General features: G+C 57.3%; 24 protein-coding genes and 1 pseudogene. 7 read left to right on the top strand and 18 right to left on the bottom strand.

The features are described from left to right. The first annotated feature begins 685 nt into the window (after positions 1-685). Together nrdD and nrdG are read left to right on the top strand one after the other, a co-directional pair. The gene (gene nrdD, locus QRD42_RS07350; protein WP_072570352.1) at positions 686-2,824 is read left to right on the top strand and encodes an anaerobic ribonucleoside-triphosphate reductase; all 2,139 of its coding nucleotides are present in this window, start codon (positions 686-688) and stop codon (positions 2,822-2,824) included. A 76-nt stretch (positions 2,825-2,900) separates the two neighbouring features. Then, positions 2,901-3,365, top strand: a complete 465-nt coding sequence (gene nrdG / locus QRD42_RS07345) for an anaerobic ribonucleoside-triphosphate reductase-activating protein (protein WP_321988516.1) — start codon at positions 2,901-2,903, stop codon at positions 3,363-3,365. Between the two features lie 78 nt (positions 3,366-3,443). Here nrdG and QRD42_RS07340 read toward each other — a convergent pair whose 3' ends face one another. Continuing rightward, entirely contained in the window at positions 3,444-4,043 is a 600-nt protein-coding gene (locus QRD42_RS07340; RefSeq protein WP_321988515.1) for a nitroreductase family protein, read from the bottom strand. A gap of 259 nt (positions 4,044-4,302) precedes the next feature. On the opposite strand from QRD42_RS07340, the gene QRD42_RS07335 reads away from it, so the two are divergent. Continuing rightward, positions 4,303-4,680, top strand: coding sequence for a hypothetical protein (locus QRD42_RS07335; protein ID WP_321988514.1), 378 nt, complete (start codon positions 4,303-4,305; stop codon positions 4,678-4,680). 74 nt (positions 4,681-4,754) lie between these two features. Here QRD42_RS07335 and QRD42_RS07330 read toward each other — a convergent pair whose 3' ends face one another. The 11 genes from QRD42_RS07330 to pmbA form a co-directional block, all read right to left on the bottom strand. Next, complete coding sequence (locus tag QRD42_RS07330; protein ID WP_321988513.1) at positions 4,755-6,665, bottom strand: BglG family transcription antiterminator; 1,911 nt, start codon at positions 6,663-6,665, stop codon at positions 4,755-4,757. A 15-nt stretch (positions 6,666-6,680) separates the two neighbouring features. Next, positions 6,681-7,421, bottom strand: a complete 741-nt coding sequence (gene dagF / locus QRD42_RS07325; RefSeq protein WP_072570347.1) for a 2-dehydro-3-deoxy-phosphogluconate aldolase — start codon at positions 7,419-7,421, stop codon at positions 6,681-6,683. Beyond that, positions 7,418-8,536: a DgaE family pyridoxal phosphate-dependent ammonia lyase gene (locus QRD42_RS07320; protein ID WP_318364441.1), complete on the bottom strand. Its 1,119-nt coding sequence runs from the start codon at positions 8,534-8,536 to the stop codon at positions 7,418-7,420. Before QRD42_RS07320 ends, dagF begins: the two co-directional genes overlap by 4 nt. After that, positions 8,520-9,653: an amidohydrolase/deacetylase family metallohydrolase gene (locus tag QRD42_RS07315; RefSeq protein ID WP_321988512.1), complete on the bottom strand. Its 1,134-nt coding sequence runs from the start codon at positions 9,651-9,653 to the stop codon at positions 8,520-8,522. The genes QRD42_RS07320 and QRD42_RS07315 overlap by 17 nt, the downstream gene beginning before the upstream one ends. A gap of 20 nt (positions 9,654-9,673) precedes the next feature. Further along, a complete protein-coding gene (locus QRD42_RS07310) occupies positions 9,674-10,315 on the bottom strand; it encodes a DUF4310 family protein (protein ID WP_318364443.1) in 642 nt (213 codons plus the stop codon). 12 nt (positions 10,316-10,327) lie between these two features. After that, on the bottom strand, positions 10,328-11,104 hold the full coding sequence (locus QRD42_RS07305) for a DUF4311 domain-containing protein (RefSeq protein ID WP_072570343.1): 777 nt from the start codon (positions 11,102-11,104) through the stop codon (positions 10,328-10,330). Between the two features lie 21 nt (positions 11,105-11,125). Then, positions 11,126-11,425, bottom strand: coding sequence for a DUF4312 family protein (locus QRD42_RS07300; RefSeq protein ID WP_321988742.1), 300 nt, complete (start codon positions 11,423-11,425; stop codon positions 11,126-11,128). Between the two features lie 2 nt (positions 11,426-11,427). After that, complete coding sequence (locus tag QRD42_RS07295) at positions 11,428-11,790, bottom strand: SFCGS family glycine-rich protein (RefSeq protein ID WP_072570341.1); 363 nt, start codon at positions 11,788-11,790, stop codon at positions 11,428-11,430. Between the two features lie 10 nt (positions 11,791-11,800). Then, positions 11,801-12,118 (bottom strand): glycine dehydrogenase, encoded by a 318-nt coding sequence (locus QRD42_RS07290; protein WP_072570340.1) that lies wholly within the window; start codon positions 12,116-12,118, stop codon positions 11,801-11,803. 333 nt (positions 12,119-12,451) lie between these two features. Then, complete coding sequence (cybC, locus tag QRD42_RS07285) at positions 12,452-12,835, bottom strand: cytochrome b562 (RefSeq protein ID WP_072570339.1); 384 nt, start codon at positions 12,833-12,835, stop codon at positions 12,452-12,454. A gap of 30 nt (positions 12,836-12,865) precedes the next feature. Further along, positions 12,866-14,218, bottom strand: a complete 1,353-nt coding sequence (gene pmbA, locus QRD42_RS07280; protein ID WP_318373325.1) for a metalloprotease PmbA — start codon at positions 14,216-14,218, stop codon at positions 12,866-12,868. Between the two features lie 94 nt (positions 14,219-14,312). On the opposite strand from pmbA, the gene yjgA reads away from it, so the two are divergent. Continuing rightward, on the top strand, positions 14,313-14,867 hold the full coding sequence (gene yjgA, locus QRD42_RS07275; RefSeq protein WP_318373324.1) for a ribosome biogenesis factor YjgA: 555 nt from the start codon (positions 14,313-14,315) through the stop codon (positions 14,865-14,867). Between the two features lie 107 nt (positions 14,868-14,974). Here the strand turns inward: yjgA and mpl are convergent, their stop codons facing one another. Continuing rightward, on the bottom strand, positions 14,975-16,357 hold the full coding sequence (gene mpl / locus QRD42_RS07270; RefSeq protein ID WP_321988511.1) for a UDP-N-acetylmuramate:L-alanyl-gamma-D-glutamyl-meso-diaminopimelate ligase: 1,383 nt from the start codon (positions 16,355-16,357) through the stop codon (positions 14,975-14,977). Positions 16,358-16,531: 174 nt separating this feature from the next. Here mpl and fbp point away from each other — a divergent pair, with 174 nt between their 5' ends. Next, positions 16,532-17,530 carry a class 1 fructose-bisphosphatase gene (gene fbp, locus QRD42_RS07265; RefSeq protein ID WP_072570335.1) on the top strand — a complete coding sequence of 333 codons (999 nt, stop codon included), beginning with the start codon at positions 16,532-16,534 and terminating at the stop codon, positions 17,528-17,530. An 82-nt stretch (positions 17,531-17,612) separates the two neighbouring features. On the opposite strand, the gene QRD42_RS07260 is transcribed toward fbp, so the two are convergent. The 5 genes from QRD42_RS07260 to ytfQ form a co-directional block, all read right to left on the bottom strand. Next, positions 17,613-19,178, bottom strand: a complete 1,566-nt coding sequence (locus tag QRD42_RS07260) for a methyl-accepting chemotaxis protein (RefSeq protein WP_321988510.1) — start codon at positions 19,176-19,178, stop codon at positions 17,613-17,615. Positions 19,179-19,285: 107 nt separating this feature from the next. Continuing rightward, positions 19,286-20,287: a galactofuranose ABC transporter, permease protein YjfF gene (gene yjfF, locus QRD42_RS07255; RefSeq protein WP_318364449.1), complete on the bottom strand. Its 1,002-nt coding sequence runs from the start codon at positions 20,285-20,287 to the stop codon at positions 19,286-19,288. Continuing rightward, entirely contained in the window at positions 20,274-21,299 is a 1,026-nt protein-coding gene (gene ytfT / locus QRD42_RS07250) for a galactofuranose ABC transporter, ATP-binding protein YtfT (RefSeq protein ID WP_321988509.1), read from the bottom strand. Before ytfT ends, yjfF begins: the two co-directional genes overlap by 14 nt. A 10-nt stretch (positions 21,300-21,309) precedes the next feature. Then, the gene (gene ytfR, locus QRD42_RS07245; RefSeq protein WP_321988508.1) at positions 21,310-22,812 is read right to left on the bottom strand and encodes a galactofuranose ABC transporter, ATP-binding protein YtfR; all 1,503 of its coding nucleotides are present in this window, start codon (positions 22,810-22,812) and stop codon (positions 21,310-21,312) included. 97 nt (positions 22,813-22,909) lie between these two features. Beyond that, a complete protein-coding gene (gene ytfQ / locus QRD42_RS07240; protein WP_318364452.1) occupies positions 22,910-23,866 on the bottom strand; it encodes a galactofuranose ABC transporter, galactofuranose-binding protein YtfQ in 957 nt (318 codons plus the stop codon). Between the two features lie 399 nt (positions 23,867-24,265). On the opposite strand from ytfQ, the gene ppa reads away from it, so the two are divergent. Together ppa and QRD42_RS07230 are read left to right on the top strand one after the other, a co-directional pair. Beyond that, positions 24,266-24,796: an inorganic diphosphatase gene (gene ppa, locus QRD42_RS07235; RefSeq protein ID WP_072570329.1), complete on the top strand. Its 531-nt coding sequence runs from the start codon at positions 24,266-24,268 to the stop codon at positions 24,794-24,796. A 141-nt stretch (positions 24,797-24,937) separates the two neighbouring features. After that, positions 24,938-25,201, top strand: a pseudogene (locus tag QRD42_RS07230) (phosphoglycerol transferase I); the annotation flags it as partial.

Raw genomic sequence — 25,201 nt, 5'->3', positions numbered from 1 at the left:
CGGTGGAATGTTCCGTTCACTTTGCGTTTCGTGTCAGGCGTGACGCCGCTGACGGTGAACGTGCTAAGGGGGCCACCGCGGCCCCCTTAGCAATCCCCGCGGCCCCGCACAGAAACCGGTGCTGCGCACTGCGCTCACCTCCCGCCCGTCTGCCTGCGGTCGGCTCGATTCGGCCTCCTGCCTCATTTCGCCTCTGGCCGCCATCCATGGCGKCCAGCCCTTGTCATCCGGCCTCCGGCTCGCCGGTTTCAGCGGGGACTCAACCCCTCGCGTTAATTACGATGACGGTTTGTTACGACTGAGTGGCTTTGTGTTTGTCGGAACTTACTGGAACCAAAGCCGTTCGTCGGAGCGAAAAAGAGCGCAATAAACCACGAAACGCTCCATCAGAATTTACATTCCCCGCAACGCCCGCCATCTGTACGGTCATGTTTTTACCTTGTCCTGCATCAATAAAATCGCAAACTTGTTTGATGCAAATCACTATATATAGGACTTAAAATCCCGCCCCGACCCAATATGTTGTATTAATTGTCTAATCTTACAACAACCACACCGCTGGTTTATCCCTCAAATTTGTGGATAAAAAAGACCGTGCGCGAGGAAAAACCTGCTGGCACAGACGTATGCCCGCTGTGAATATTATTCCGCTTTTGTGGATAACCTGTTTCTAAATGGAGAGATCATGACACCGCATGTGATGAAACGAGATGGCTGTAAAGTGCCTTTCAACTCAGAGCGCATTCAGGAAGCAATTTTGCGTGCAGCTAAAGCAGCGGGAGTCGATGACGCAGATTATTGCGCCACCGTCGCAGAGGTCGTGGGACAGCAGATGAAGGGCCGCAGTCAGGTGGATATCAATGAAATTCAGACTGCGGTAGAAAACCAGCTGATGTCCGGCCCGTACAAGCAGCTGGCGCGCGCCTACATTGAATATCGCCATGACCGGGATATTGAGCGTGAAAAACGTGGCCGCCTGAATCAGGAGATCCGCGGTCTGGTGGAGCAAACCAACTCTGCGCTGCTTAACGAAAACGCCAATAAAGACAGCAAAGTGATCCCCACCCAGCGCGACCTGCTGGCGGGCATCGTCGCCAAACACTACGCCCGTCAGCATCTGCTGCCGCGTGACGTGGTGCTGGCGCACGAGCGTGGCGATATTCACTACCACGATCTCGACTACTCGCCCTTCTTCCCGATGTTCAACTGTATGCTCATCGATCTGAAAGGCATGCTGACCCACGGCTTTAAAATGGGCAACGCCGAGATCGAACCGCCCAAATCCATCTCCACCGCCACGGCGGTGACCGCGCAGATCATCGCCCAGGTCGCCAGCCATATTTACGGCGGCACCACCATTAACCGCATCGACGAAGTGCTGGCGCCTTTTGTCACCGCCAGCTTCAAAAAACACCGCAAAACGGCGGAAGAGTGGCACATCCCGGATGCGGACGGCTACGCCCATTCCCGTACCGAAAAAGAGTGCTACGACGCTTTTCAGTCGCTGGAATACGAAGTGAATACGCTGCACACCGCCAACGGCCAGACGCCGTTCGTCACTTTTGGCTTTGGCCTCGGCACCAGCTGGGAATCGCGGCTGATCCAGCAGTCGATCCTGCGTAACCGCATCGCGGGACTGGGCAAAAATCGTAAAACCGCCGTGTTCCCGAAACTGGTGTTTGCCATCCGCGACGGCCTGAACCACAAGCCCGGCGATGCCAACTACGACATCAAACAGCTGGCGCTGGAATGCGCGAGCAAGCGCATGTATCCGGACATTCTCAATTACGATCAGGTGGTGAAAGTCACCGGCTCGTTCAAAACCCCGATGGGCTGCCGCAGCTTCCTCGGCGTCTGGGAAGATGAAAACGGCGAGCAGATCCACGACGGGCGTAACAACCTCGGCGTGATCAGCCTGAACCTGCCGCGCATCGCGCTGGAAGCGAAAGGCGACGAAGCCACATTCTGGAAACTACTGGACGCCCGCCTGCAGCTGGCGCGGAAAGCGCTGATGACCCGTATCGCCCGTCTGGAGGGCGTGAAAGCCCGCGTCGCGCCCATTCTCTATATGGAAGGGGCCTGCGGTGTGCGTCTGAAGGCGGACGATGAGGTATCGGAAATTTTCAAAAACGGGCGCGCGTCCATTTCGCTGGGCTATATCGGCATCCATGAAACCATTAACGCGCTGGCGGGCGGCGAACACATGTACGACAGCGAGACGCTGCGCGCGAAAGGCATTGCCATTGTCGAACGTCTGCGTCAGGCGGTGGATCAGTGGAAAGAAGAGACCGGCTACGGCTTCAGCCTCTACAGCACGCCGAGCGAAAACCTGTGCGATCGTTTCTGCCGTCTGGATACCGCCGAGTTCGGCGTGGTTCCAGGCGTCACCGACAAAGGTTATTACACCAACAGTTTCCACCTCGACGTGGAGAAGAAGGTAAACCCGTACGACAAAATCGATTTCGAAGCCCCCTATCCGCCGCTGGCAAATGGCGGTTTCATCTGTTACGGCGAATACCCGAACATTCAGCACAACCTGAAAGCGCTGGAAGACGTATGGGATTACAGCTATCAGCATGTGCCCTATTACGGCACCAACACACCGATTGATGAGTGCTACGAGTGCGGCTTTACCGGCGAGTTTGAGTGCACCAGCAAAGGCTTCACCTGTCCGAAATGCGGCAACCACGATGCCGCGCGGGTGTCGGTGACCCGCCGCGTATGCGGCTATCTGGGCAGCCCGGATGCGCGTCCGTTTAACGCCGGTAAGCAGGAAGAAGTGAAGCGCCGCGTGAAGCATTTAGGGAACGGGCAGATCGGTTGAGTCTGTGTCCTTCAACGCCACCCGGCTGTAACTGTAGGCCGGGTAAGCGAAGCGCCACCCGGCAAGGTTATGCATTATGAATTTTCATCAATATTACCCCGTCGATATCGTGAACGGCCCCGGAACGCGCTGCACGCTGTTTGTTTCCGGGTGCGTGCACGAATGCCCTGGCTGCTACAACAAAAGCACCTGGCGGCTCAATTCCGGGCAGCCGTTCACCCGCGAGATGGCCGATCAAATTATCGGTGATTTGAACGATACGCGGATCAAACGCCAGGGGATCTCCCTGTCCGGCGGCGATCCGCTGCATCCGCAAAACGTGCCGGAGATCCTGGCGCTGGTGCAGCGCATTCGTGCCGAATGCCCCGGCAAGGATATCTGGGTGTGGACGGGTTATAAGCTAGAGGAGTTAACTGCCGCGCAAATGGCGGTAGTGGATCTGATTAACGTGCTGGTGGACGGGAAGTTTGTGCTGGATCTGAAAGATCCGTCACTGATCTGGCGCGGGAGTAGCAACCAGGTGGTGCATTATTTGCGGTAATTGGGCTTGTTTGTCGGGTGGCGCTGCGCTTACCCGACCTACAATAATAAGAATGCCGCCAGAAGGCGGCATGTTTAATTAACGGGCGACCACAAAGCGTTTGTCGTCGTCCATAAAGGCTTTATCGCCCGCCGGTGCGAGGATGGCGCCAAAATTCATCTGTCCACGCAGTTTCCAGCTGGCCGGGATATTCCAGGCCTGCTGCACGTCAGCGTCAACCAGCGGGTTGTAGTGCTGAAGGTTCGCGCCAATACCCTTCTCCGCCAGCGCCAGCCATACCGCGTACTGGGCGATACCGGTGCTGTGTTCTGACCAGATCGGGAAGTTATCGGCATAAGCGGCAAACTGCTCCTGCAGACGGGCAACCACGTCCTGATCTTCGAAGAAGAGTACCGAACCCGCGGCGGCAGCGAAGCCGTCCAGCTTGTCGGAAGTGGCATGGAAGCTCTCTGCAGGAACAATTTTTCTTAACTGTTCACGCACAATCTCCCAGAATTTATTGTGTTCGTTGCCGAGCAGGATCAGCGCGCGGGAACTCTGCGAGTTGAATGCCGAAGGCGCCTGACGAATGGCTTCCTGAATGGTGGCAATCACTTCATCTTCTGATACCGGCAGGTCCTTGCCCAGTGCATAGATGGTTCTGCGTTGCGTCGCGAGCGAAATAAAGTTGTCTGACATACGTTCTCCTGAATGTTTTTCACTTCAAATTCTGTCGGCTGTTCTTACAGAGTAAGCCTGACGGCGCAATCATGAAAGTAGAACAATTTGTCCTTATCCTTCAAAAAAACAGAACGACCGCACGTTGATTATTTTGTATTAAATTATTTCGCTGCCCCGCCGATAACCTTTTTGTCACCTTTATCCCTTGCAGATGCTGCGCACTCTTCCCGAAAAGAGCGCACCGCGTCCTGCGCCCTATTGCATTTTCGACCCGGAGATGATGATGAACGGTATTGAAAAAATCACCGCGACAAATACGCACGGTGAATCGCTTTTATCTAATCAGGATAATAACCCGACTGTCTGGAATAACAGTAAATCCACAGACGTTAATACTGACAAATCGCCGCTGGACGCCGAAGAAAGCGCCACGAAGATTACGCTGTCTTCGCAGACGCCGGAAGAAATCAAGAAGCAGCAAGAACTTAAGAAACAGGAAATTAAGAAAACGGATTATACGCTGGAGATGTCCGGCATCCCGCTGTACGGCGGCCGGCTGGTATCCGTAACCAAATATCCTGATGGCTCAGAGCAAATCGTCGATGCCATTACCGGGCAGGAAATACTGCCGCAGGATCTTCCACCGAAAAGATAAATATCTTCACGGGGAAACTTGTAAAAATAAAAATACCCGCTAGCGCAGGCATTAATATAAATATTTTACCTTAATTAAAACCGGCTCACGCATTCCATGGCGACGGTTTTAAATTCGGTAAAATCTTTGCAGGCGCATAAGCGGGTCAGCGCGCGTTCCCGCAGGAAGGTGACAAAAATATCGTAAATGGCCATCGCTTCTTCATATTCGCTTTTGCTGATCGCCAGCAGGAAAACAATATGCGCGACTTCATCCCCCCACTGGATGCCTTCCGGCGCCAGCACGGTATAGACCACGGTTTTTTTCGCCAGCAGTCCCAGCGCGTGGGGCAGCGCGATGCCGTCGCCAAGCATGGTGCTGACGATGGCCTCACGCTCCACCACCGAATCGACGAACTCCGCATCGACAAAGCCCTCCTCATGCAGCTGGCTGCACAGCATCGCAAACAGCGTCTGCTGATCGACCGAGCGATCGATAATGCGGAAATGGCTGGCATCGAAATACTTCTCCAGCATCCAGGGACGCGTGCGATCCACCAGCACCAGTTTGCCGATCTGCTCTAACTGGTAATCCGTGGGGAAAGGCGCGATGGTGACCACCGGCTTGTCTTTTTCACTGATGCGCGCGGTGGCGATAACAAAGTCCTCGCTGATGCTGTCGCGCTGTTCGTAATCCCGCAGCGTCACCGTACTGGTGACCTCGATCTGCGGATATTTGCGTTGCAGCACCGCTTCGATCATGCGCGCCATGGCGTTACCGGCATCGCACACCAGCAGCACGCGCGGTTGCCGCTGATAGCCAATATTGTAATGGCGCTCCAGCCCGACGCCGATATGCAGCACCAGGAAGCCGATTTCGTTTTCGCTGATCGTCCAGGGCGTGTATTTGCCCCAGCCCGACACCGCCGCGAGGGTCATGTCCCAGGCCATCGGATAGTGCTGTTTGATGTTATCCAGCAGCGGATTGGGGATCATGATCTGGTAGCGCACACGGGTGATCATCGTCTTAATGTGCGTCAGCAGATCCGCATGCAGCTGGGCATCGTTTTGCAGATTGTAGTTGTAGTGGGTATTGATAAAGCCAAGGATATAGTTGACCAGCGCTTCGTCGTCATCGGCATTGATAGCGCTCGGCGCGATCTCCTGCACCTGTCGCCCGGCGATGTGCACCCGCAGCCACGCTTCTTCCGACGGGGCGAGCGGTTTCTGCGCCAGCTGTTGCAGGGTGGCGGCGATCTCCCGCGCGGCGAGGTGGACATTTTCATCGCCATCGTCCGCCGTGAATTCCGGCAGCGGATAGCCTTCGCTGATGCGCCGCACCGCCACCGCGCAGTAGAGGCGGATGAACAGCTCGCCCTCATCCGTCAGGCGAATATGATGGCGGGTGAAGCACTGATGCAGCAGCCTCTCCAGCTGTTCCGGTACGCCGCGGTTCAGCGCCTCCTCGGTTAACAGCGGGCTGTGGGCGTCCTGCTGCGCCAGCTCCCACAGCAGATCCGTCAGACAGGCGCGGATCGCCATTTCGCTGCCGAACAGCTTCATGCCGTGACGCGGGCGCGTTTCCAGCGTCAGATGGTAGCGCTGTAGCCAGTCACGCACCTCCGCCATATCGCTTTGCAGCGTCGCCCGGCTGACAAACCATTCATCAGCTAAATCTTCCAGCTTGAGGGAGAAGGCCGACGTTAAAAAACGCACCACCAGATAGTGCACCCGCTCCTGCCCGCTGCGCGGAATACGCAGCGCGCGCGGGCGATCCGTTTGCAGGGAGTGAAAGCGGGTGGCGTCGTCGATTTTCAGCTGATAGCCGTTGCCGCGGCTGAGGATAAACTGCGCGCCGTGGCTGGCGAGCAGCGCATTCAGCGCGGTGATATCGGCCCGCACGGTACGCGTGGACACCGACAGCCGCTGCGCCAGCTCGTCCTGCGGCAGCGTCTCGTTTTGCAGCATGTCGAACAGCTGCGCTAAACGTTGGTTCGGAAATCGCACGTCGGTGTCCTCTGGTTACGGCAGTAGCGCCCGGGTCATCGCCAGCAGCTGGCGCACGTCTTCCGGGCGGGTATTACCGCTTACTTTATCAATAATGGAACTATAAATATGAGGAATGATTTTCGGTACACCGGCGTCCAGCGCGATGCGCAGGATCTCACTGTAATTCTCCAGATCGATACCGCCGGTCGGCTCCAGCCAGAAGTCATGGCGGGCGCAGGCTTCCGCCACCGTCTGATACTCATCACGGCAGTCCAGCCCGCCCATCGGGAAATATTTGATCGAGCTGCCGCCCATGTCTTTTAACAGCGCGATGGCGGTCTCCACCGGCACGATGCCCGCCGGTGCGCCGGAACTCAGCGGCCCGGTGGAGATCTTCACCTGCCCCGGCGTGCCGGTGGGGGAAACCAGACCGTTAACCACGGTTTCCGACTGGCCGAGCAGCGCGCGGCTCGCGCCCACGCCGGTAAAGACCTGGTTGACGTGCTGCGGCTGTACCTCGCGGGAAATGGCGCTGACCATCGCTGATTGATTGGGATCGCCTGCCCCCAGGCCGACGGAGAGCGCGTTATTAATCAGCGCGGCATACTCGCGCATGTCCGCCACGGCGCTCGCCACGTCCGGATAATTCTTCGACAGCACGCCCACCAGCACATGGCCTTCGGCGGCGTCGTAAATTTCACGGGCATTCTCTTTCGAGCCTGCCAGCACATTCAGGCAGACACGGTCGCGGTAGAAATTGGGCGTCAGGGTCATGCGGTTTGCTCCTTGTTCAGCACGTCGGCAATGCGGCGAATAATAATGTCCAGCTGGTCGGCGCTGACGCTGCGCACGTCCGCTTCGATAATGCCTTCGTTGGCTTTATAGCCACGGAAATAGATGGCGTACTCGCCCTGTTTCAGCGCGTTAACCAGCTCGCCGGTGGCGATACCGGTGACGGCTTCATCAAATTTGATCTCTGCCCGCGCGATGTCGCGCCCGGCGCTGTCCCACACCACGCGCGCGGTGACGCCGTCCAGCGTATTCAGTCCGTCAATGAATGGCGTCATTTTTGCCACCATTTCCGCGCCGCTCTCTTTCTGCGCGGAGAGGTAGTGTTCGATGGCGCAGGTCAGGCCAAGAATGCCCTCTTTGCCCACTTTCATGGCGCGGCCAATGCCCGCCGTCTGACGTTTTACCCATTCGACATACTGCTGTTTGCCGATCACCAGGCCGCTGGTCGGCCCTTCGATAGCTTTCGCCCCGCTGTAGATCACAAGATCAGCCCCGGCGCGGTAGTAGCACTGCAAATCTTCTTCGGCGGCGGCATCGACGATCAGCGGCAGATTGTGTTTACGCGCCACCACCGCCGCCTGTTCGACGTTGAGCATGCTTTTCTGCACGCAGTGGTGCGATTTGATGTACATGATCGCCGCCGTGCGCGGGGTGATGGCTGCCGCCAGCTGCGCCGCCGAGCACTCGTTGGCGTAACCGGCTTCGACGACTTTGCCGCCGCCCAGCGCCACCATGGTGCCGACCGGCGCGCCAAAGTTGACGTTATGCCCGCGCGGCAGCACGATTTCGTTGTTTTCGATCGGCGTGCTGTGCAGGTTTTCCAGCAGCCAGTCGCTGTCTTTTACCAGCACCGCCGCTACCGACTGCGCAATGCCCGCCGAGGCGCAGGAGACGACGGTCGCACCTTCCACTTCCAGCAGTTTTGCGATGTAGTCCCCGGTTTTATTCACCAGATCTTTCATCTCAAAATAGTGGTTCATGCCGGTCAGTACCGCCTCGACCACTTCCGGGCGCGGGGTGGAGACGCCAAGCGCGGTCATGCGCCCGGAGGCGTTAATCACCTGTTTGAGCGCGTATTTTTCATAAATCGAAGACATGTTCTTCACTCCCTTGTGGTGTCATATAACCTTTACCTGCACGGATCGCCGCCAGCGGCACCAGCACGCTGTCGGCATGCAGGCTGTCGTTTTCTGCGTCGGTGAACAGCACCGGCTGGTGCCGCCAGTCGAAAATCGTCAGATCGGCGTCAAAGCCCACCGCCAGGCGACCTTTGCGTTTCAGCCGCAGGCCGTCGGCGGCGCTGGCGGTAACGCATTCGATCACCTGCGGCAGCGACATGCCGATGGCGAGAAATTTCGACATCACCCGCGCCAGCGAAAACACCGGGCCGTTAATACGGTTGCGGCAGTAGATATCCGAGCTGATGGTGTGCGGCAGAATGCCGAGGCTGATGGCCTGCTTCGCCACCTCAAAACTGAAGCTGGCGCTGCCGTGGCCGACATCAAGGCGCACGCCACGGCGCAGGGCGTCGATCATCGAGGCGCGCAACTCGCCCGCAGGCGTCAGGATGCGGTTTGGCTTGCCGTTGTAGCAGTGGGTGATGATGTCCCCTGACGTCAGCCGTGCGGCGATGTCGTCGAGGTTCGGCGGGTTGTTGCCAATGTGCACCATCAGCGGCAGATCGCCATTCTCTTTCTGAAAGGTTCGGGCGCGCTCCAGCGGCGCGATGCCGTTATCGCCCACCACGCTGCCGCTCATGCGCGCTTTCAGCCCGACGATAAAGTCCGGGTGGCGTTTTACCGCCGCCCGTACCGCGTCACCGTCGATATTCGCCATGTCCGCCAGTTCGTTCTGGGCAATCAGCCCAACACGGGAGATATTGAGCAGCGCGAAAACCTCCGTCACCACGCTGCGCGTCAGGGCATAGAAATCGTCCACGTCGTTGGCGCCAGTGCTGCCCGCGTCCACCACCGTGGTGACGCCAGTGGCGATCCCGATGCTGTCCGGCTCGTCGCGGTAGATGGGTGAACGGCTGTAGCAGTGAACGTGAGAGTCGATCCAGCCCGCGCTGACGTAGTGCTCACCGTTCAGATCGAGGATTTTCGCGGCCGGCGCGTCGATCTCGCCGATCGCCGCGATCTGCCCGCCCTGCACGGCGATATCGACGATAGTGTCGTCCACCAGCCGCGCGCGGCGCAGGAGTAAATCATACATGCGCATCTCCTTGAGTTTGATTACAGCGCCACCGGGAAGATGGAGCCGAGGATCATCGCGCCGAGGATCGCCCCGCCGGTGATCGGCTTCTGCCAGATGTAGAACAGCAGCGCGCCAATCAGCGAGCCAATGCCAATCGGGATCGAGGCGGTCATTGCGCTGAGAATGATCAGCGGCCCGAGGAAGCGCCCGGAGGCGTTACCCGCGCCCATCATCACGTCCGCTCCGTAGGTGGAGTCGCTCTGATTGATGGTGAATTTACGCGCCAGGATGATCAGGTAGCCGATCGCCAGACCAATCAGCAGGCCGGTGACCAGCGAGGCGCCAAAGTTCGCCACCGGGAAGACAAAGCCCGCGCCTAACAGCAGCGCCGGGACGCCCAGGCCAACGCCGGTCTGGATCGCGCCGCCGATGTCGAGAATACCCACCAGCGAGCCTTCAATGATGCGCGCAAACAGGAAGCTCGCGCCGAACGCCGCCACCGCGCCGTAAACGCCGGTGTCCATCCCCGCCCGCAGCATCGACACAAAAGCCACTTCGTTAAACGCGCCTATGCCGTAGAGGTAATACATGTGTGTCCCGGCAAAGACGCCGGAGGAGAGCAGGCCAACGAAGATCGGGAATGACCAGTCGGCGTACCAAAAACCTTTATTCTGTTCCATGTCAGGCTCCTGTTATTTGCCGCTTACCGCGTTGTGGATCAGGTCCAGCCAGTTCGGCACGGTGAGGTGGAAGGATTCGATCATTTTCATGTCGAAGCCGCGGAAGAAGGCGCTCAGTACGAACAGCGCAACGATGGCGCTCATCATCACTTTGGTGACGCGGTTCCAGCCGCTCTCTTCCACGCCCTTGCCAATCAGAATGCCCAGCACCAGACCCGGTACGGCGTTGCCCATGATCAGCTGCGCCGCGCCGCCGAAAATGGTCGCCCAGAAGCCGGACTTTTTACCGGCATCAATCGCCGCCAGCCAGAAGATCACCGGCATGACGGTGTTCACCAGCAGGTTCGCCGCCGGTACCAGCACTTTTACCGCCGTCACCTGTAAGGCCGCCGGTACCGCCGAGGCGGTGGAGTTGAGGAAGGCGACGACGATCATGCCGATCACGCCGCAGGCAATGGCCATCTTTTTCGGATCGTGCAGCGTCTCGCCGACGTTGCGGTTTTTGATCATCAGCGCCGCCGCGCCCCAGTTCGGGATGATGCGATGATCGACGTCCTGGGTGAAGGATCCCGCCGCTACGGACGAGGCCCAGGCGTTGAAGAAAAAGCCCAGTCCAAAGGAGAAGTGCGACGCCGGATCCCCTTCACAGGAGTTCAGCTCGCCTAAGGTACGAAACGCCCCCATTCCCTGGGTGGTTGGCGCGTGAAACATGCGTGCAGCCCCGGCTCCCACACCCACGCCGACCAGGCCGCCGATGATGAGAGATTTTATTAAAATTATCAGGAACATAGTTAAACCCTATGGTGAAAATCAGGTGTGCGTGACGAATGCCACTTTATTAAGATCAATGGCGGTCACGTTGACGGTAACGTCCAGCTCCACGCTGAACGTGCGTCGCTCCCGGCGCAGAAAGAAAAACAGAAATGCTTCTTTGCGCACCGCTTCACGCGCATGAACAACCTGCACATCCTGTGGCTCAATACGCAGTAAAATATGCGGTGATGCCTTCATCACCGCGCCCTGAACCTGGTTCAGGGCATCCGCAAAGGCGCGCGATTTCGACTCGCCTTTGCCGTTAACTCTCACCGTGGTGGTGAAATGCTCTTTCATACTCATGCGCCGTGCTTTTTCTGCCACGCCAGCACCAGGCGCTCGCCCAACTCTTCTTTATCCATAAAGCCGAAGCCGAGCACGTTGCAGCCTTCATTGATGGCGGTGACGCCCTCATCCACAGAACGCATGCCGTATTTGGCTTTGTAGCCATATTTGGTCTGCGCGGTGATCGCCCCTGCGCCGCCGCTGCCGCAGAATGAAATGCCAAAGGTGGCGTTTTCCGCTTTCATGACGTCGCCCAGCTTCATGTCTGCCGCCACGCCCGGCACCACCACGGCGCGTCCACCCGCTTTTTCCACACCGGCTGCCACTTTCTGACCTTTGCCCAGGCGATCGCCAATCACTACGGTAATCTGTTCCATCTTTTGCTCCTTACAGGTTGTCTTTCGCCACTTCGAAGTGCACCGACAGCAGCCAGGCCTCTTCTTCGGGAAGGTTGCCAAACGCCGCCACGATTTCACGGGCAAGTGACATTGAATCTTCTGAGATCTCGTCAAACAGGCTGGCATCGACCTCCGGCAGTGGTTCGCCGGTTATCGAACGGTGCGCCATGGCACGGACGTGCGAGGTCAGCATCTGTTCCTGTACCGCGTTGGGGATAATGTTGTGGCGGGCCAGCAGGCTGTAGACCTGCGTTAACATGGTGTCCGCCAGACGCCCCGCGTCGTTGTTTACCGCTCCGTTATTCACTCGTCTTACCCCGTTAATGTCTCCGGGTTAAAACTAACGGCGCAGGTTAAGAGTTTGTAGCGAGTTGTTTTCCACTTCGAAGTGGAAAGGTCAGTGGCGGCAGTGATCTGTTCCACAGAAAAAGCGGCAGAGGAGATTTTTGGCTGGAATAGTGTGAGTTTCATCACGGTATAGCGCCGTGTTCCGCGCGGCGTGCGGCATAAAAGAAAATGCCGTTCTGTGAGATAAACGGGGTTTTTGTGGCAAGTATTGGAAAGGCTTATGGGCGGATGTAGCTGATGTCGGGAGGCGCTTCGCTTACCCGACCTGCCGGTGCAGGCCGGGTAAACAGGCTTAACGGAATTTCTTGTGATACGTATTGCGGGTGGTTTTTATTTCTTCGGCGGCGGCCTGTGCTTCTTTGACCTTGCCTTCGTTTGCCAGCTTCATTGCGCCGTCAATCTGGCTCACCAGAATATCAAAACCGTGGCGGTACTCTTTCATTTCCGGGCTGTCTGCCGCTTTATCTTCCATTTTCGGCGGCGTTTCTTTCTGCGCATCCAGCGCGGCGGTGCGCATTTTCGTTAACGCGTCTTTCATTTCATCGGCGTTATCGGTTTTCTGCACCACTTTCAGGTTTTCATTCAGCGTATCCATATCATCGCCCAGATCGGCGAGCGCCGCCTGACCTACAAAGAGGGATGATATGGCCAGTAACGCCAGCATGTTTTTACGCATTGCTCACTTCCTTTTTGTTTTTATTGATAATTACTGACCGGCGATTTTCATCTCCGGTAACAGCACTGAACCACACTGAATATTGCTGCGTGTTTCAATATCGTCACCAATGGTAACGATATTGCGCCACATGTCCTTGAGGTTGCCCGCAATAGTGATTTCGCTTACCGGATACTGGATTTCGCCGTTTTCCACCCAGAAGCCCGCCGCGCCGCGGGAGTAATCGCCGGTAATGCCGCTTACGCCCTGGCCCATCAGCTCGGTCACCACCAGCCCGGTGCCCATCTCTTTCAGCAGTTGCTCAAAGCTGAGGCCGCGACCGTCGATGCGCCAGTTATGAATGCCGCCCGCGTGACCGGTGCTTTTCAGCCCCAGTTTACGTGCGGAATAGTTGGTCAGCAGCCACTGGGTCAGAATGCCGTCTTTGATGATTTCGCGGCGCTCTGTGCGCACGCCTTCGCTGTCGAACGGCGTCGAGGCAAGGCCTTTAAGCAGATGCGGCTGCTCGTCGATGGTCAGCCATTCCGGCAGGATCTGTTTGCCGAGGTAGTCCAGCAGGAAGGTGGATTTGCGGTACACCGCGCCGCCGGCAATGGCGCCTACCAGATGGCCAAACAGCCCGGTCGCCACTTCATTGGCAAAAATCACCGGCGCTTTCATGGTGGAGAGTTTGCGCGGCGACAGGCGGGACAGCGTGCGTTTCGCACATTCCGCACCGACCCATTCCGGGGATTGCAGATCGTCTAACGCGCGCCCGATGGTGTAGGCGTAATCGCGCTCCATATCGCCATTTTCTTCGGCAATCACGCTGCTGGAGAGCGAATGGCGGCTGGAGCAGTAGCTTTGCAGCATGCCGTGGCTGTTGCCGAATACGCGGATACCGTAGTGGCTGTTGAAGCTGCCGCCTTCGGTGTTGGTGATGCGCTTATCAACGGCGAGGGAGGCCTGTTCAGCGCGCGCGGCAAAGGCAATCGCCTCGTCCGGGGTGATCTCTGCCGGGTGGAACAGGTCTAAATCCGGCGCGTCAAAGGCCAGCAGCTCTTTATCCGCCACGCCCGCGTACGGATCCGGCGAGGTGTAGCGCGCGATGTCCAGCGCCGCCTGCACGGTGCGCGCAATGGCGTCCGGGCTTAAGTCAGTAGAGGAGGCGCTGCCTTTGCGATTCTGATGGTAAACGGTGATGCCCAGCGCACCATCGCTGTTAAATTCAACGTTCTCCACCTCACCGTAACGGGTGCTCACGCCAATGCCGGTCGTCTTCGATACTGACACTTCCGCGCCATCCGATTTGCCAGCAGCTAAACCCAGTGCGGTGGAGACGGCTTCTTCCAGCGCTTTGCGTTGCTCTGCAACTTGTGTGATTACTTTCATCGCCAATGCCATAATGTAAGGGGAGTTTCAAAGAAGTCTAACAGAGAACCCATTCTCAGTGTGCTCCCAGGGTGTTAGTATTAGCCTCTTTTTTAAGGAGCCTGAGATGACCAAGCAGCCCGAAGACTGGCTCGACGACGTGCCCGGTGATGAGATCGATGATGAAGATGATGAGATCATCTGGGTCAGTAAAAGTGAAATTAAGCGTGATGCCGAAGAATTAAAACGCCTCGGCGCGGAGATGGTTGAGCTGGGCAAAAATGCCCTCGACAAAATTCCGCTGGATGACGATCTGCGCGCCGCCATTGAACTGGCGCAGCGTATCAAGAAAGAAGGCCGTCGCCGCCAGATGCAGTTGATCGGCAAAATGCTGCGTCAGCGCGATGTGGAGCCGATCCGCCAGGCGCTGGATAAGCTGAAAAACCGCCATAACCAGCAGGTTGCGTTTTTCCATAAGCTGGAACACATCCGCGACCGTCTGATTGAAGAAGGCGATGATGCGGTGCCGGACGTGCTGAACCTGTGGCCGCATGCCGACCGTCAGCAGTTGCGTTCGCTGATCCGCAATGCGAAAAAAGAGAAAGAAGGGAATAAAGCGCCGAAGTCTGCGCGTCTGATTTTCCAGTATCTGCGCGAGCTGGCGGAAGCCGACGCGGAGTAAGCACCGGTTAACATTTTGCCGGGTGGCGGCTTGCGCCTTACCCGGCCTACGGTTCCCGGTTTGATGGTTTTGTAGGCCCGGTAAGCGAAGCGCCACCGGGCGCTGTATTACACCGGCTCGGCAGCCGCCGCCGCTTTCTTCGCTAACCCGTCCAGCAGTTTCTGGTGAATGCCACCAAACCCGCCGTTACTCATCACCAGAATATGATCGCCAGGCTGCGCGGTTTTCACCACCATCTCCGCCAGGGTATCCACATCCGCATGCCAGTGCGCAGGCTGAATGCAGGCTTCCGCCACTTCGGCCACCTGCCATGGAATATGCTGCGGCTGAAGCAGGAACACTTCATCGGCGCGTCCCAGCGACGGCGCTAAATCATCTTTGCAGATACCCATTTTCATGGTGTTTGAGCGCGGCTCCAGCACGGCGAGAATGCGCGCGGTGCCGCCCACTTTCCCGCGCAGCGCGGCCAGGGTGGCAAGGATCGCCGTCGGGTGATGGGCGAAATCGTCATACACAGTCACACCGTTGGCTTCGCCGCGCAACTCCAGACGGCGGCGGGCGTTGATGAACGATCCCAGCGCACTGGCCGCATCCGCAGGCGCAACGCCCACATGACGCGCCGCGGCGATCGCCATCAGGCCGTTATGCATGTTGTGCTCGCCCACCAGATCCCACTTCACGCGGCCCACGCTTTCGCCGTCGAGCCACACTTCCCATTCGGAAGCATCGGTGGTCAGCTTTTTCGCCTGCCAGTGTCCCTGCTCGCCCACCTGCTCCTGCTCGCTCCAGCAGCCCATCGCCATCGTCTGCTTCAGATTGATGTCGTTTTCTGGCCAGATGATTTTGCCCTGCCCCGGCACGATGCGCACCAGGTGGTGGAACTGCTTCTGGATCGCTTTCAGATCGTCGAAGATATCCGCATGATCGAACTCAAGATTGTTGAGGATCAGGGTGCGCGGGCAGTAGTGCACGAATTTGGAACGCTTATCGAAGAAGGCGCAGTCATATTCGTCGGCTTCGATGACGAAGAACGGGCTTTCACCCAGACGCGCGGAAACCTCAAAATTGCCCGGCACGCCGCCGATCACAAAGCCAGGTTTATAGCCGCAGACGTCGAGGATCCAGGTCGCCATACCGGCGGTGGTGGTTTTACCGTGTGTACCGGCCACCGCCAGCACCCAGCGGTCGCGCAGCACGAAATCGTGCAGCCACTGCGGGCCGGACATATAAGGAATGTTCTTTTCCAGCACCGCTTCCACACACGGATTGCCGCGGGTCATGGCGTTGCCGATGATCACAAGATCCGGCGCGTTATCGAGCTGCGATGGATCGTAACCCTGAATTAAATCAATCCCTTGTTCTGATAAAAGCGTGCTCATTGGCGGATACACATTGGCGTCCGAACCCGTTACCTCATGGCCCAGGGAACGGGCCAGCATTGCCAGGCCGCCCATAAAGGTGCCACAAATCCCCAATATATGAATGCGCATACGTCGTTATCCTTCTTTAATCTGGCGCACATTTTACCCACATGTCCGGGGTCAGATAAATGCATTTCAGGATATTCCGTAGTTTGCTGGCGCGATTCACCTGTGCGCAATCTTTTGAAACTTTGTTAAGATTGTTGCAGTCGCTTTACTCCACATAGAATGTAGGGAAGTGTTATGAAAACGTTAGGTGAATTTATCGTTGAAAAGCAGCATGAGTTTTCACATGCCACGGGTGAGCTCACGTCACTGTTGTCGGCGATAAAACTGGGGGCCAAAATCATCCACCGGGATATTAATAAAGCCGGTCTGGTTGATATTCTGGGCGCCAGTGGTGCCGAAAACGTCCAGGGAGAGGTGCAGCAAAAACTCGACCTGTTCGCTAATGAAAAACTGAAATCTGCACTGAAAGCACGCGACATCGTGGCGGGCATTGCCTCTGAAGAAGAAGACGAAATCGTGGTTTTCGAAGGGTGCGAGCATGCGAAGTACGTGGTGCTGATGGATCCGCTGGACGGCTCTTCCAACATCGACGTTAACGTTTCTGTCGGGACCATCTTCTCTATCTATCGCCGCGTCACGCCGGTCGGCACGCCGGTGACAGAAGAAGACTTCCTGCAACCGGGTAACAAGCAGGTTGCCGCCGGTTATGTGGTTTACGGTTCCTCCACCATGCTGGTGTACACCACCGGCTGCGGCGTACATGCCTTCACTTACGATCCGTCACTGGGCGTCTTCTGCCTGTGCCAGGAGCGTATGCGCTTCCCGGAAAAGGGTTACACCTACTCCATTAACGAAGGCAACTACATTAAATTCCCGCAGGGCGTGAAGAAGTATCTGAAGTTCTGCCAGGAAGAAGATCAGGCCACCCATCGCCCGTATACCTCGCGCTATATCGGTTCGCTGGTGGCGGATTTCCACCGTAATCTGCTGAAAGGCGGCATCTACCTTTACCCGAGCACCGCAAGCCACCCGGAAGGGAAGCTGCGTCTGCTGTATGAAGGTAACCCGATGGCGTTCCTGGCGGAGCAGGCTGGCGGTAAAGCGAGCGACGGTAAAGAGCGTATTCTGGACATCGTGCCGGAAAGCCTGCACCAGCGCCGCCCGTTCTTCGTCGGCAACGAGCATATGGTGAATGACGTAGAGCGCTTTATGCGTGAGTATCCGGACGCGTAATTTTTAGATTGTCGATACGGTTCGCCGGGTGGCGCTGACGCTTACCCGGCCTACTCATTAGTGTGCCGGGCAATTCAGCCTCTTACCCCGCCATCTGCAATCTGAACGATGCCATCGCTTCCATCAGTTCACGCGACTGCTCTTCCAGCGAGCGGGTCGCGGCGGAGGATTGCTGCACCAGCGCAGAGTTCTGCTGCGCCGTCTCGTCCATCTGATTGACTGCAATATTCACCTGTTCAATCCCGCGGCTCTGCTCGTGCGAGGCGCTGGCGATTTCACGCAGCAGTTTGGTCATACGCATCACTTCACCGGCGATTTCATCCATGGTTTCCCCGGCCTGGATCGCCAGATCGTTGCCTTCGCTGACGTGCGCTTTGGAATCGCTGATCAGGGAGCGGATCTCTTTCGCGGCATCGGCGCTGCGACCGGCAAGATTACGCACTTCTGCGGCGACCACCGCAAAACCGCGCCCCTGCTCCCCTGCCCGCGCGGCTTCCACCGAGGCGTTCAGCGCAAGGATATTGGTCTGGAAGGCAATGCCGTCAATGACGCTGAGGATGTCGGCGATACGGTTGGCACTGCCGGCGATATCGCTCATTTTTTCAATCACGTAGCAGACCATTTCGCTGCCGCGATCGGCGGTATCCGAGACGGTTTTCGCCAGCTGGTGCGCCTGTTCGGCGTTGTCCGCGTTTTGTTTCACCGTGGCGGTGATCTCTTCCATGCTCGCCGCCGTCTGCTCAAGGGAGCTGGCGGTGGATTCGGTGCGCTGCGCCAGATCCATATTGCCGGCGGTCAGCTCGCGGCTGCCGGTATCAATTTGCGCGCTGGCATCGCGCACGCGGGTGACCGATCCCACCAGTGAATGGCGCATCTCATCGATGGCGGCGATCAGGCGGTTGAACTCCTTGCTGGCGGGCGCGGCGCTGACCGGCGTGAGATCGCCTGCGGCCACCTGCTCCAGCTGACGGATTGACGCATCCAGCGGTTTTAACAGCATATGACGCAGCACCAGCCATGCCAGCACGATGACGCCCGCCGTCAGCAGCGCGGCAATGACGATAAACACCATGACGCGGTTTTTACTGCTTTGCACCGCCTTCACTTCCGCCTGGCCGCGGGTTTCGCCCCATTTCAGGAATGCCTGCATGTCGTTATCAAACTGACGCGACACCGGAATAAGCTTGTTTTCCAGCAGATCGTAATAGCCGTCAGGGCTTTGCTCGTTCAGCGCTTTCTGCATCGGCACGATGCCCTGGCTATTGTAGTCGGCATAGCTTTTCGCCAGACGATCCAGCAGCGGTTTACCGGCTTCGTCATCCACGCCCGCATCGATCACCGCCTGCAGGCCTTTCTGCGCCTGCGCGATTTCGCTGTTGATCCCTTTGACGGATTTCCCGGCGTCGTCCAGCAGCCCGACTTCCATCATGCGTACGGCCTGACCGGCCTCGTTGCGGGCACGTAAAATCAGGTTATATCCTTCATTCAGACGCGCCATCTGCTCACCCTGAAGGTGATTGATGCGTTGCAGAGAGGAGGAACTTTGCGTGAGGGCGTAAATCCCGATGCCGCTGACCAGCAGCAGGAGTAATGTCATAACGGCCAGTAAAGACAGCAAGCCGGTGCGAATCGATAGCGTTTTTAGCATAATGATGATTCCGGTAGCAGGGATACTTCGTGGCGCAAACAGAGCGTAATTTTGAGTTATCGGCTGCCACCGGAAAATCTTTAGCGTTTTTTAACCAATTCAGTGCGTTATGGCTTTGTTGCCGCCGTGTTGATACGTGTTACCGGCGAGCTCTGGCGATTCTCCCACAGGACGGTCAGGCCGCGCTGTAACGCGATAAAAATAAACAGCAGGATGCCGATGGCGATCTTCGTCCACCAGGAGCTGAGCGTGCCGTCAAAGTTAATGTAGGTCTGGATCAGCCCCTGAATGGCCACGCCGAACAGCGTCCCCAGTACCGTGCCGACGCCGCCGCTTAACAGGGTGCCGCCTATGACCACCGACGCGATGGCGTCCAGCTCCACGCCGACCCCCGCCAGCGCATAGCCTGCCTGGGTGTAAACCGAGAAGACAATGCCCGCCAGGGTCGCAAGGCCGGTAGATAACATATAAATGCGGATGGTGGTACTGCGCGTGGACACCCCCATCAGATTCGCCGAGGTGGCGCTGCCGCCGATGGCGTACACCTGATTGCCAAAGCGCGTACGGTGCGCGAGGAAAATGCCGATCACCACTACGCCGAGCATTAGCAGCCCCATGGCGCTAAGCCGCCCGCCGCCGGGGATTTTCCACGCCAGGCTTGAAAGCGTGTCGTACACCGGGTGGTTAATGGGAATGGATTCTTCAGACACCAGATAGCTGACGCCGCGCAGAAAGAACATTCCCGCCAGGGTGATAATAAAGGCCGGGATTTTAAGCCCGTCGATTAAAAGCCCCATAAAAGCGCCAAAGGCGCAGCCCATCGCCAGCACCAGCGGGAAGGCCACCAGCGGCGAGATGCCCCAGAAACCGATCGCTTTCGCAAGGAAGACGCCGGTAAAGGCGATCACCGAGCCGACCGACAGATCGATACCGCCGGAGAGGATCACAAAGGTCATGCCGACGGCGATAATGCCGAGGAAGGCGTTATCCGTCAGGATGTTGCAGATCACCCGCGTGGAGGCAAAGCCGGGAAACTGCGTCAGGCAATACAGATAGCCGAGCACGAACACGCCAAGCGTGATCATCAGCGGTAAGTTACGTTTGATCATGACCACGGCTCCGTTTAATTAAGGAAATAAAGCGCGGCGACTGGACAATCAGCACGCACAGCACCACGACGGCTTTCACCACCTGGTTGAGTTCAGCCGGGAAACCGGAGAGCAGGATGCCGGTATTCATCCCCTGGATGATCAGCGCCCCCACCACCGACAGCAGCAGATTAAAGCGCCCGCCCATCAGCGACGCGCCGCCGATCACCACCGCCAGAATAGCGTCCAGTTCCAGCCACAGCCCGGCATTGTTGGCGTCGGCCCCGCGAATATCGGCGGTGACGATAATACCGGCAATGGCCGCGCACAGGCCGCTCAGCACATAGGTCAGCATCACCACCATACGGGTATTCACGCCAGCGTTTTTCGCCGCGCGGATGTTGATCCCCACCGCTTCGATAAACATGCCGAGCGCCGTTTTACGGGTGAACAGCCAGAACAGGATGAGCGTTAACAGCGCAATCATCACCGGCGTCGGAAACAGCAGCAGCGAGCCGCTGCCAAGCCACGACAGGCTGGGCGCGTCAAAGGTGACGATCTGCCCGGAGGTGATGAGCTGCGCCACGCCGCGTCCGGCTACCATCAGGATCAGCGTGGCGACAAAGGGCTGGATCTTTAAGATCGCCACCAGCACGCCATTCCACAATCCCGCCAGCACGCCGGATCCCAGCGCAGCCAGTATCACCACCGGCAGGCTGTGTCCGGCGACGGTCATTGAGGCCGCCGTCGCGCCAGCGATGGCCATCACCGCGCCGACAGAGAGATCGATGCCGCCGGTGGCGATCACCAGCGTCATACCAATCGCCAGCAGCGCAACGGGCGCAGCGCGGTTAAGAATGTCGATCGGGCTGCCGAACAGGCGGCCATCCTGCAAAATCACCTGATAAAAGTGCGGCGCGACCAGGCTGTCGACCACCAGCACCAGTAACAGCGCGATAATTTGCGGCGTCCCCACCGGCCAGCTGAAGCGGCGTTTAGGTTCCCCCGCGCGGGGCAGAGATTGAGGCATCACATGCTTCTCCTTAGGCCGCAATGGCGTTCATGATCGCCGGCACGGTAAGTTCCGCCAGCGGGATCTCCGCGATCTGTTTGCGATCGCGCATGATGATCACCCGATCGGCATAGCCGACCAGTTCTTCCAGTTCGGAGGAGATGACCAGCAGCGCCAGACCGTCGGCGCAGAGGGTTTCGATAAGGCGGATGATCTCGGCGTGAGCCCCCACGTCAATGCCGCGCGTCGGCTCGTCGAGGATCAGGAACTGTGGCCGCGTCAGCAGCCAGCGGGAGAGCAGCACTTTTTGCTGATTGCCGCCGGAGAGAAATTCAATCGGCTGCTCTGCACTCGGTGTGCGGATCCCCAGCTGGCGAATAAAGCGCGCCGCGATCTCGTTCTGCTCTTTGCGCGGGATGGGCCGCAGCCAGCCGCGCTGGGCCTGTAACGCCAGAATGATATTTTCCCTCACCGAGGCGGCGGCGATAATGCCGTCGGTTTTGCGGTCCTCAGGGCAGAAACCGATGCCGAGGCAGGATGCCTGGTGCGGCGAGCGCAGCGTTTGCGGTTTGCCCCTGATCAGCGCGGTGCCCTGATCGGCGGGTTTGATACCGAAGATCACCTCGGCGGTTTCGGTGCGTCCGGAGCCTAACAGTCCCGCCAGGCCAACGATTTCACCAGGACGAACCTCCAGATCGAAGGGGGCAATAACGCCTTTTTTACCAAAGTCTTTAAAGGCGGCGACCGGTCTGTCGCTGAGCAGCGTGCGCCCGGCACGTTGCAGCGCGTTGTTATCCAGCTCGCGGCCAAGCATCATTTTGACCAGCTCGATTTGCGGCAGCTCACGCGTTTCTTTGCAGCCGACAAAGCTGCCGTTGCGCAGTACGGTGATGCGGTCGCTGACCTCATACACCTGATCGAGAAAGTGAGTGACAAAAACCAGGCTCACGCCCTGGTCGCGCAACTGACGCATCAGGGTAAACAGCATCTCCACTTCCTGGGTATCCAGGCTGGCGGTAGGTTCATCAAGGATCAGCACTTTCGCCGAGAGATCGATAGCGCGGCAAATGGCGACGATCTGCTGCATCGCCACGGAAAAACGGTTCAGCGGTTCACGCACGTCGAGGGAGAAGCCGTAGGATTCCATCAGCGCGGTGGCGCGTTTTTCCATCTCTTTACGGCGCAAAAAACCGAATCGCCGGGGTTCGCGGCCAATAAACAGGTTATCCGCCACCGACATGTTCGGCAGCAGGTTCACTTCCTGATAAACGGTGCCGATCCCCAGTTGCTGGGCATGAGCGGTATTTTTGGGCGCGATGCGTTCGCCTTCCAGATAAATAGCGCCGCGATCGGCGTGATAGACCCCGGTCAGCGCCTTAATCAGCGTCGATTTTCCCGCGCCGTTTTCACCGAGCAGCGCCATGATTTCGCCGCGCCTGAGGCTGAAATCGACGTTATCCAGCGCCTTCACGCCGGGGAAGAATTTGCTTAAGCCCTCTGTCCGGAGGATTTCCTGGTGTTGTTCTGTGGTCATGGTTCCCCCTGCGTCAAGCCGGATGGCGCTACGCTTACCGGCCTGTAAAAGCACGTCTCAGGTCAGTAAGCGCAGCGTCACCCGGCAGGTTAAAGGCTTAGTAGCCCATGTTTTTCTTCTTCTCTAACTCTTCTTTCGCGGTATCCGGCAGGTAGAGCGTCGATTTGGTGATGGTGACTTTTTCCGGCTGCGTGCCGTCTTTTTTGAATTTCTCCAGCGCATCAAAGGCCGGGCCGGCCATGTTCGGCGTCAGCTCAACGCTGGCGTTGGCTTCACCGTCGATCATCGCTTTATAAATATCCGGCACGCCGTCAATGGAACCGGTCAGAATGTCTTTGCCCGGTTTGAGACCCGCTTCTTTGATCGCCTGGATCGCGCCGATCGCCATGTCGTCGTTATGGGCGTAAACCATGCAGATGTTTTTGCCGTTGTTTTCCGCCTTGATGAAGCTTTCCATGACCTCTTTCCCTTTACTGCGGGTGAAGTCGCCGGACTGGGAACGGATGATTTTGATATTCGGCGTTTTGCTGATCGCCTCAGCGAAACCTTTCTTACGGTCGATGGCGACGCTTGCGCCAACGGTGCCCTGCAACTCCACGACGTTACACTGTTTGTCGCCGACGGTTTTTGCCAGCCATTCGCCGATCAAGCGGCCTTCCAGCACGTTGTCGGCAGTCACTGTGGTCATGTAGAGCGACTTATCTTTCACATCAATATTACGGTCAAGCAGGAAGACCGGGATCTCCGCCTCTTTCGCTTCTTTCAGGACCGGCTCCCAGCCTGTCGCCACCACAGGCGCGATAAAGATCGCATCCACGCCCTGGGCAATAAAGGAACGAACGGCTTTGATCTGGTTCTCCTGTTTTTGCTGACCATCGGCAATTTTCAGGGTAATTCCACGCTTTTCCGCTTCGCTTTTCGCAACGCTGGTTTCTGCGGCGCGCCAGCCGGATTCAGATCCGACCTGCGAAAAACCGACGGTTAAGGGTGCGGCCATCGCCATAGACGACATGGCTGCCGAAACTGCTGTGACAAGAAGTAAGCGCTTCCACATAGGGACATCCTCGTAGGGTTATTGTTGGCTATAACTTCACCTGCCCGGACACTATAGACAACCAGAGATGTAACAGAATGCGTTACATCACACTTCAGAAAAGTGAACGAAAGGTTAACAACCAGATGAGATCCAGCGCGCGAAAAGTGATGTTTTAACAGACCTATGACATACCTGGCATTTGCGGAATTTTTGCGTTTGACGGGGTCGCAGATCGCGCTGTGTAAACGCTTCCACAAATTTATTCAGTATGCAGCTAACTTTATGGACAATCCGCGCGTCAGATTGCTCCTGAATCCGTTATCAGCAGACGACACGGCTGAAAACAGCCAGAGACTTTCCCAGGGAGTTAGCTATAATACCCGGCACTTGTTTGCACACATTTTAAAGGAAACAAACATGAGCTTATTGAACGTACCTGCCGGCAAAGATCTGCCAGAAGACATCTACGTTGTTATCGAGATCCCGGCCAATGCCGATCCGATCAAATATGAAATCGACAAAGACACCGGCGCGCTTTTTGTTGACCGCTTCATGTCGACTGCAATGTTCTATCCGTGCAACTACGGCTACATCAACAACACCCTGTCTCTGGACGGCGACCCGGTAGACGTGCTGGTACCGACGCCGTACCCGTTACAGCCAGGCTCTGTTGTACGCTGCCGTCCGGTTGGCGTGCTGAAAATGACCGACGAAGCGGGCGAAGACGCCAAGCTGGTTGCGGTTCCGCACACCAAACTGAGCAAAGAATACGATCACATCAAAGATGTGAACGACCTGCCGGAACTGCTGAAAGCGCAGATCACTCACTTCTTCGAGCACTATAAAGATCTCGAAAAAGGCAAATGGGTGAAAGTGGACGGCTGGGACAACGCCGAAGCGGCTAAAGCTGAAATCGTGGCTTCTTTCGAGCGCGCGGCGAAGAAATAATTCCGTATAGCGGGTTTATTTAAAGTATTACTATCAACGGACCCGCCAACAGCAGGGTCCGTTTTTTTATTCACGAACTAAATATATCAGTATTGCTGTATCCCGGATTTTGGGGATAATCTGAGCTAAATGGAGTTGGCTTTGAACAGTTATTTACATTTTGTCCTGTTTTTTACAGGGCTGATCCTGTACCTGCGCACCGCCGGGCAGAAAAAATGCTGGCGTCGGGCAATGATGGCCGGTTCGCTGTTTTATCTGCTGCTAAATATCTTATACTTCGGCTGCAATTACTTTACCGGTGCCGGCATTAACCGCGCCGCCGTTCATACTTTAACGGATAATCTGACCGGTGCCGGGATCGCCCAGTACCTGTTACCCGCCGCAGGACTGGCCGCCTGTATGATC

This window comes from Enterobacter sp. PGRG2 (assembly GCF_030291195.1).
Taxonomy (GTDB): Bacteria; Pseudomonadota; Gammaproteobacteria; order Enterobacterales; family Enterobacteriaceae; genus Enterobacter_D.
The sequence above is the reverse complement of the archived record's forward strand: the minus strand, read 5'-3'. Positions and strand labels throughout refer to the sequence as shown.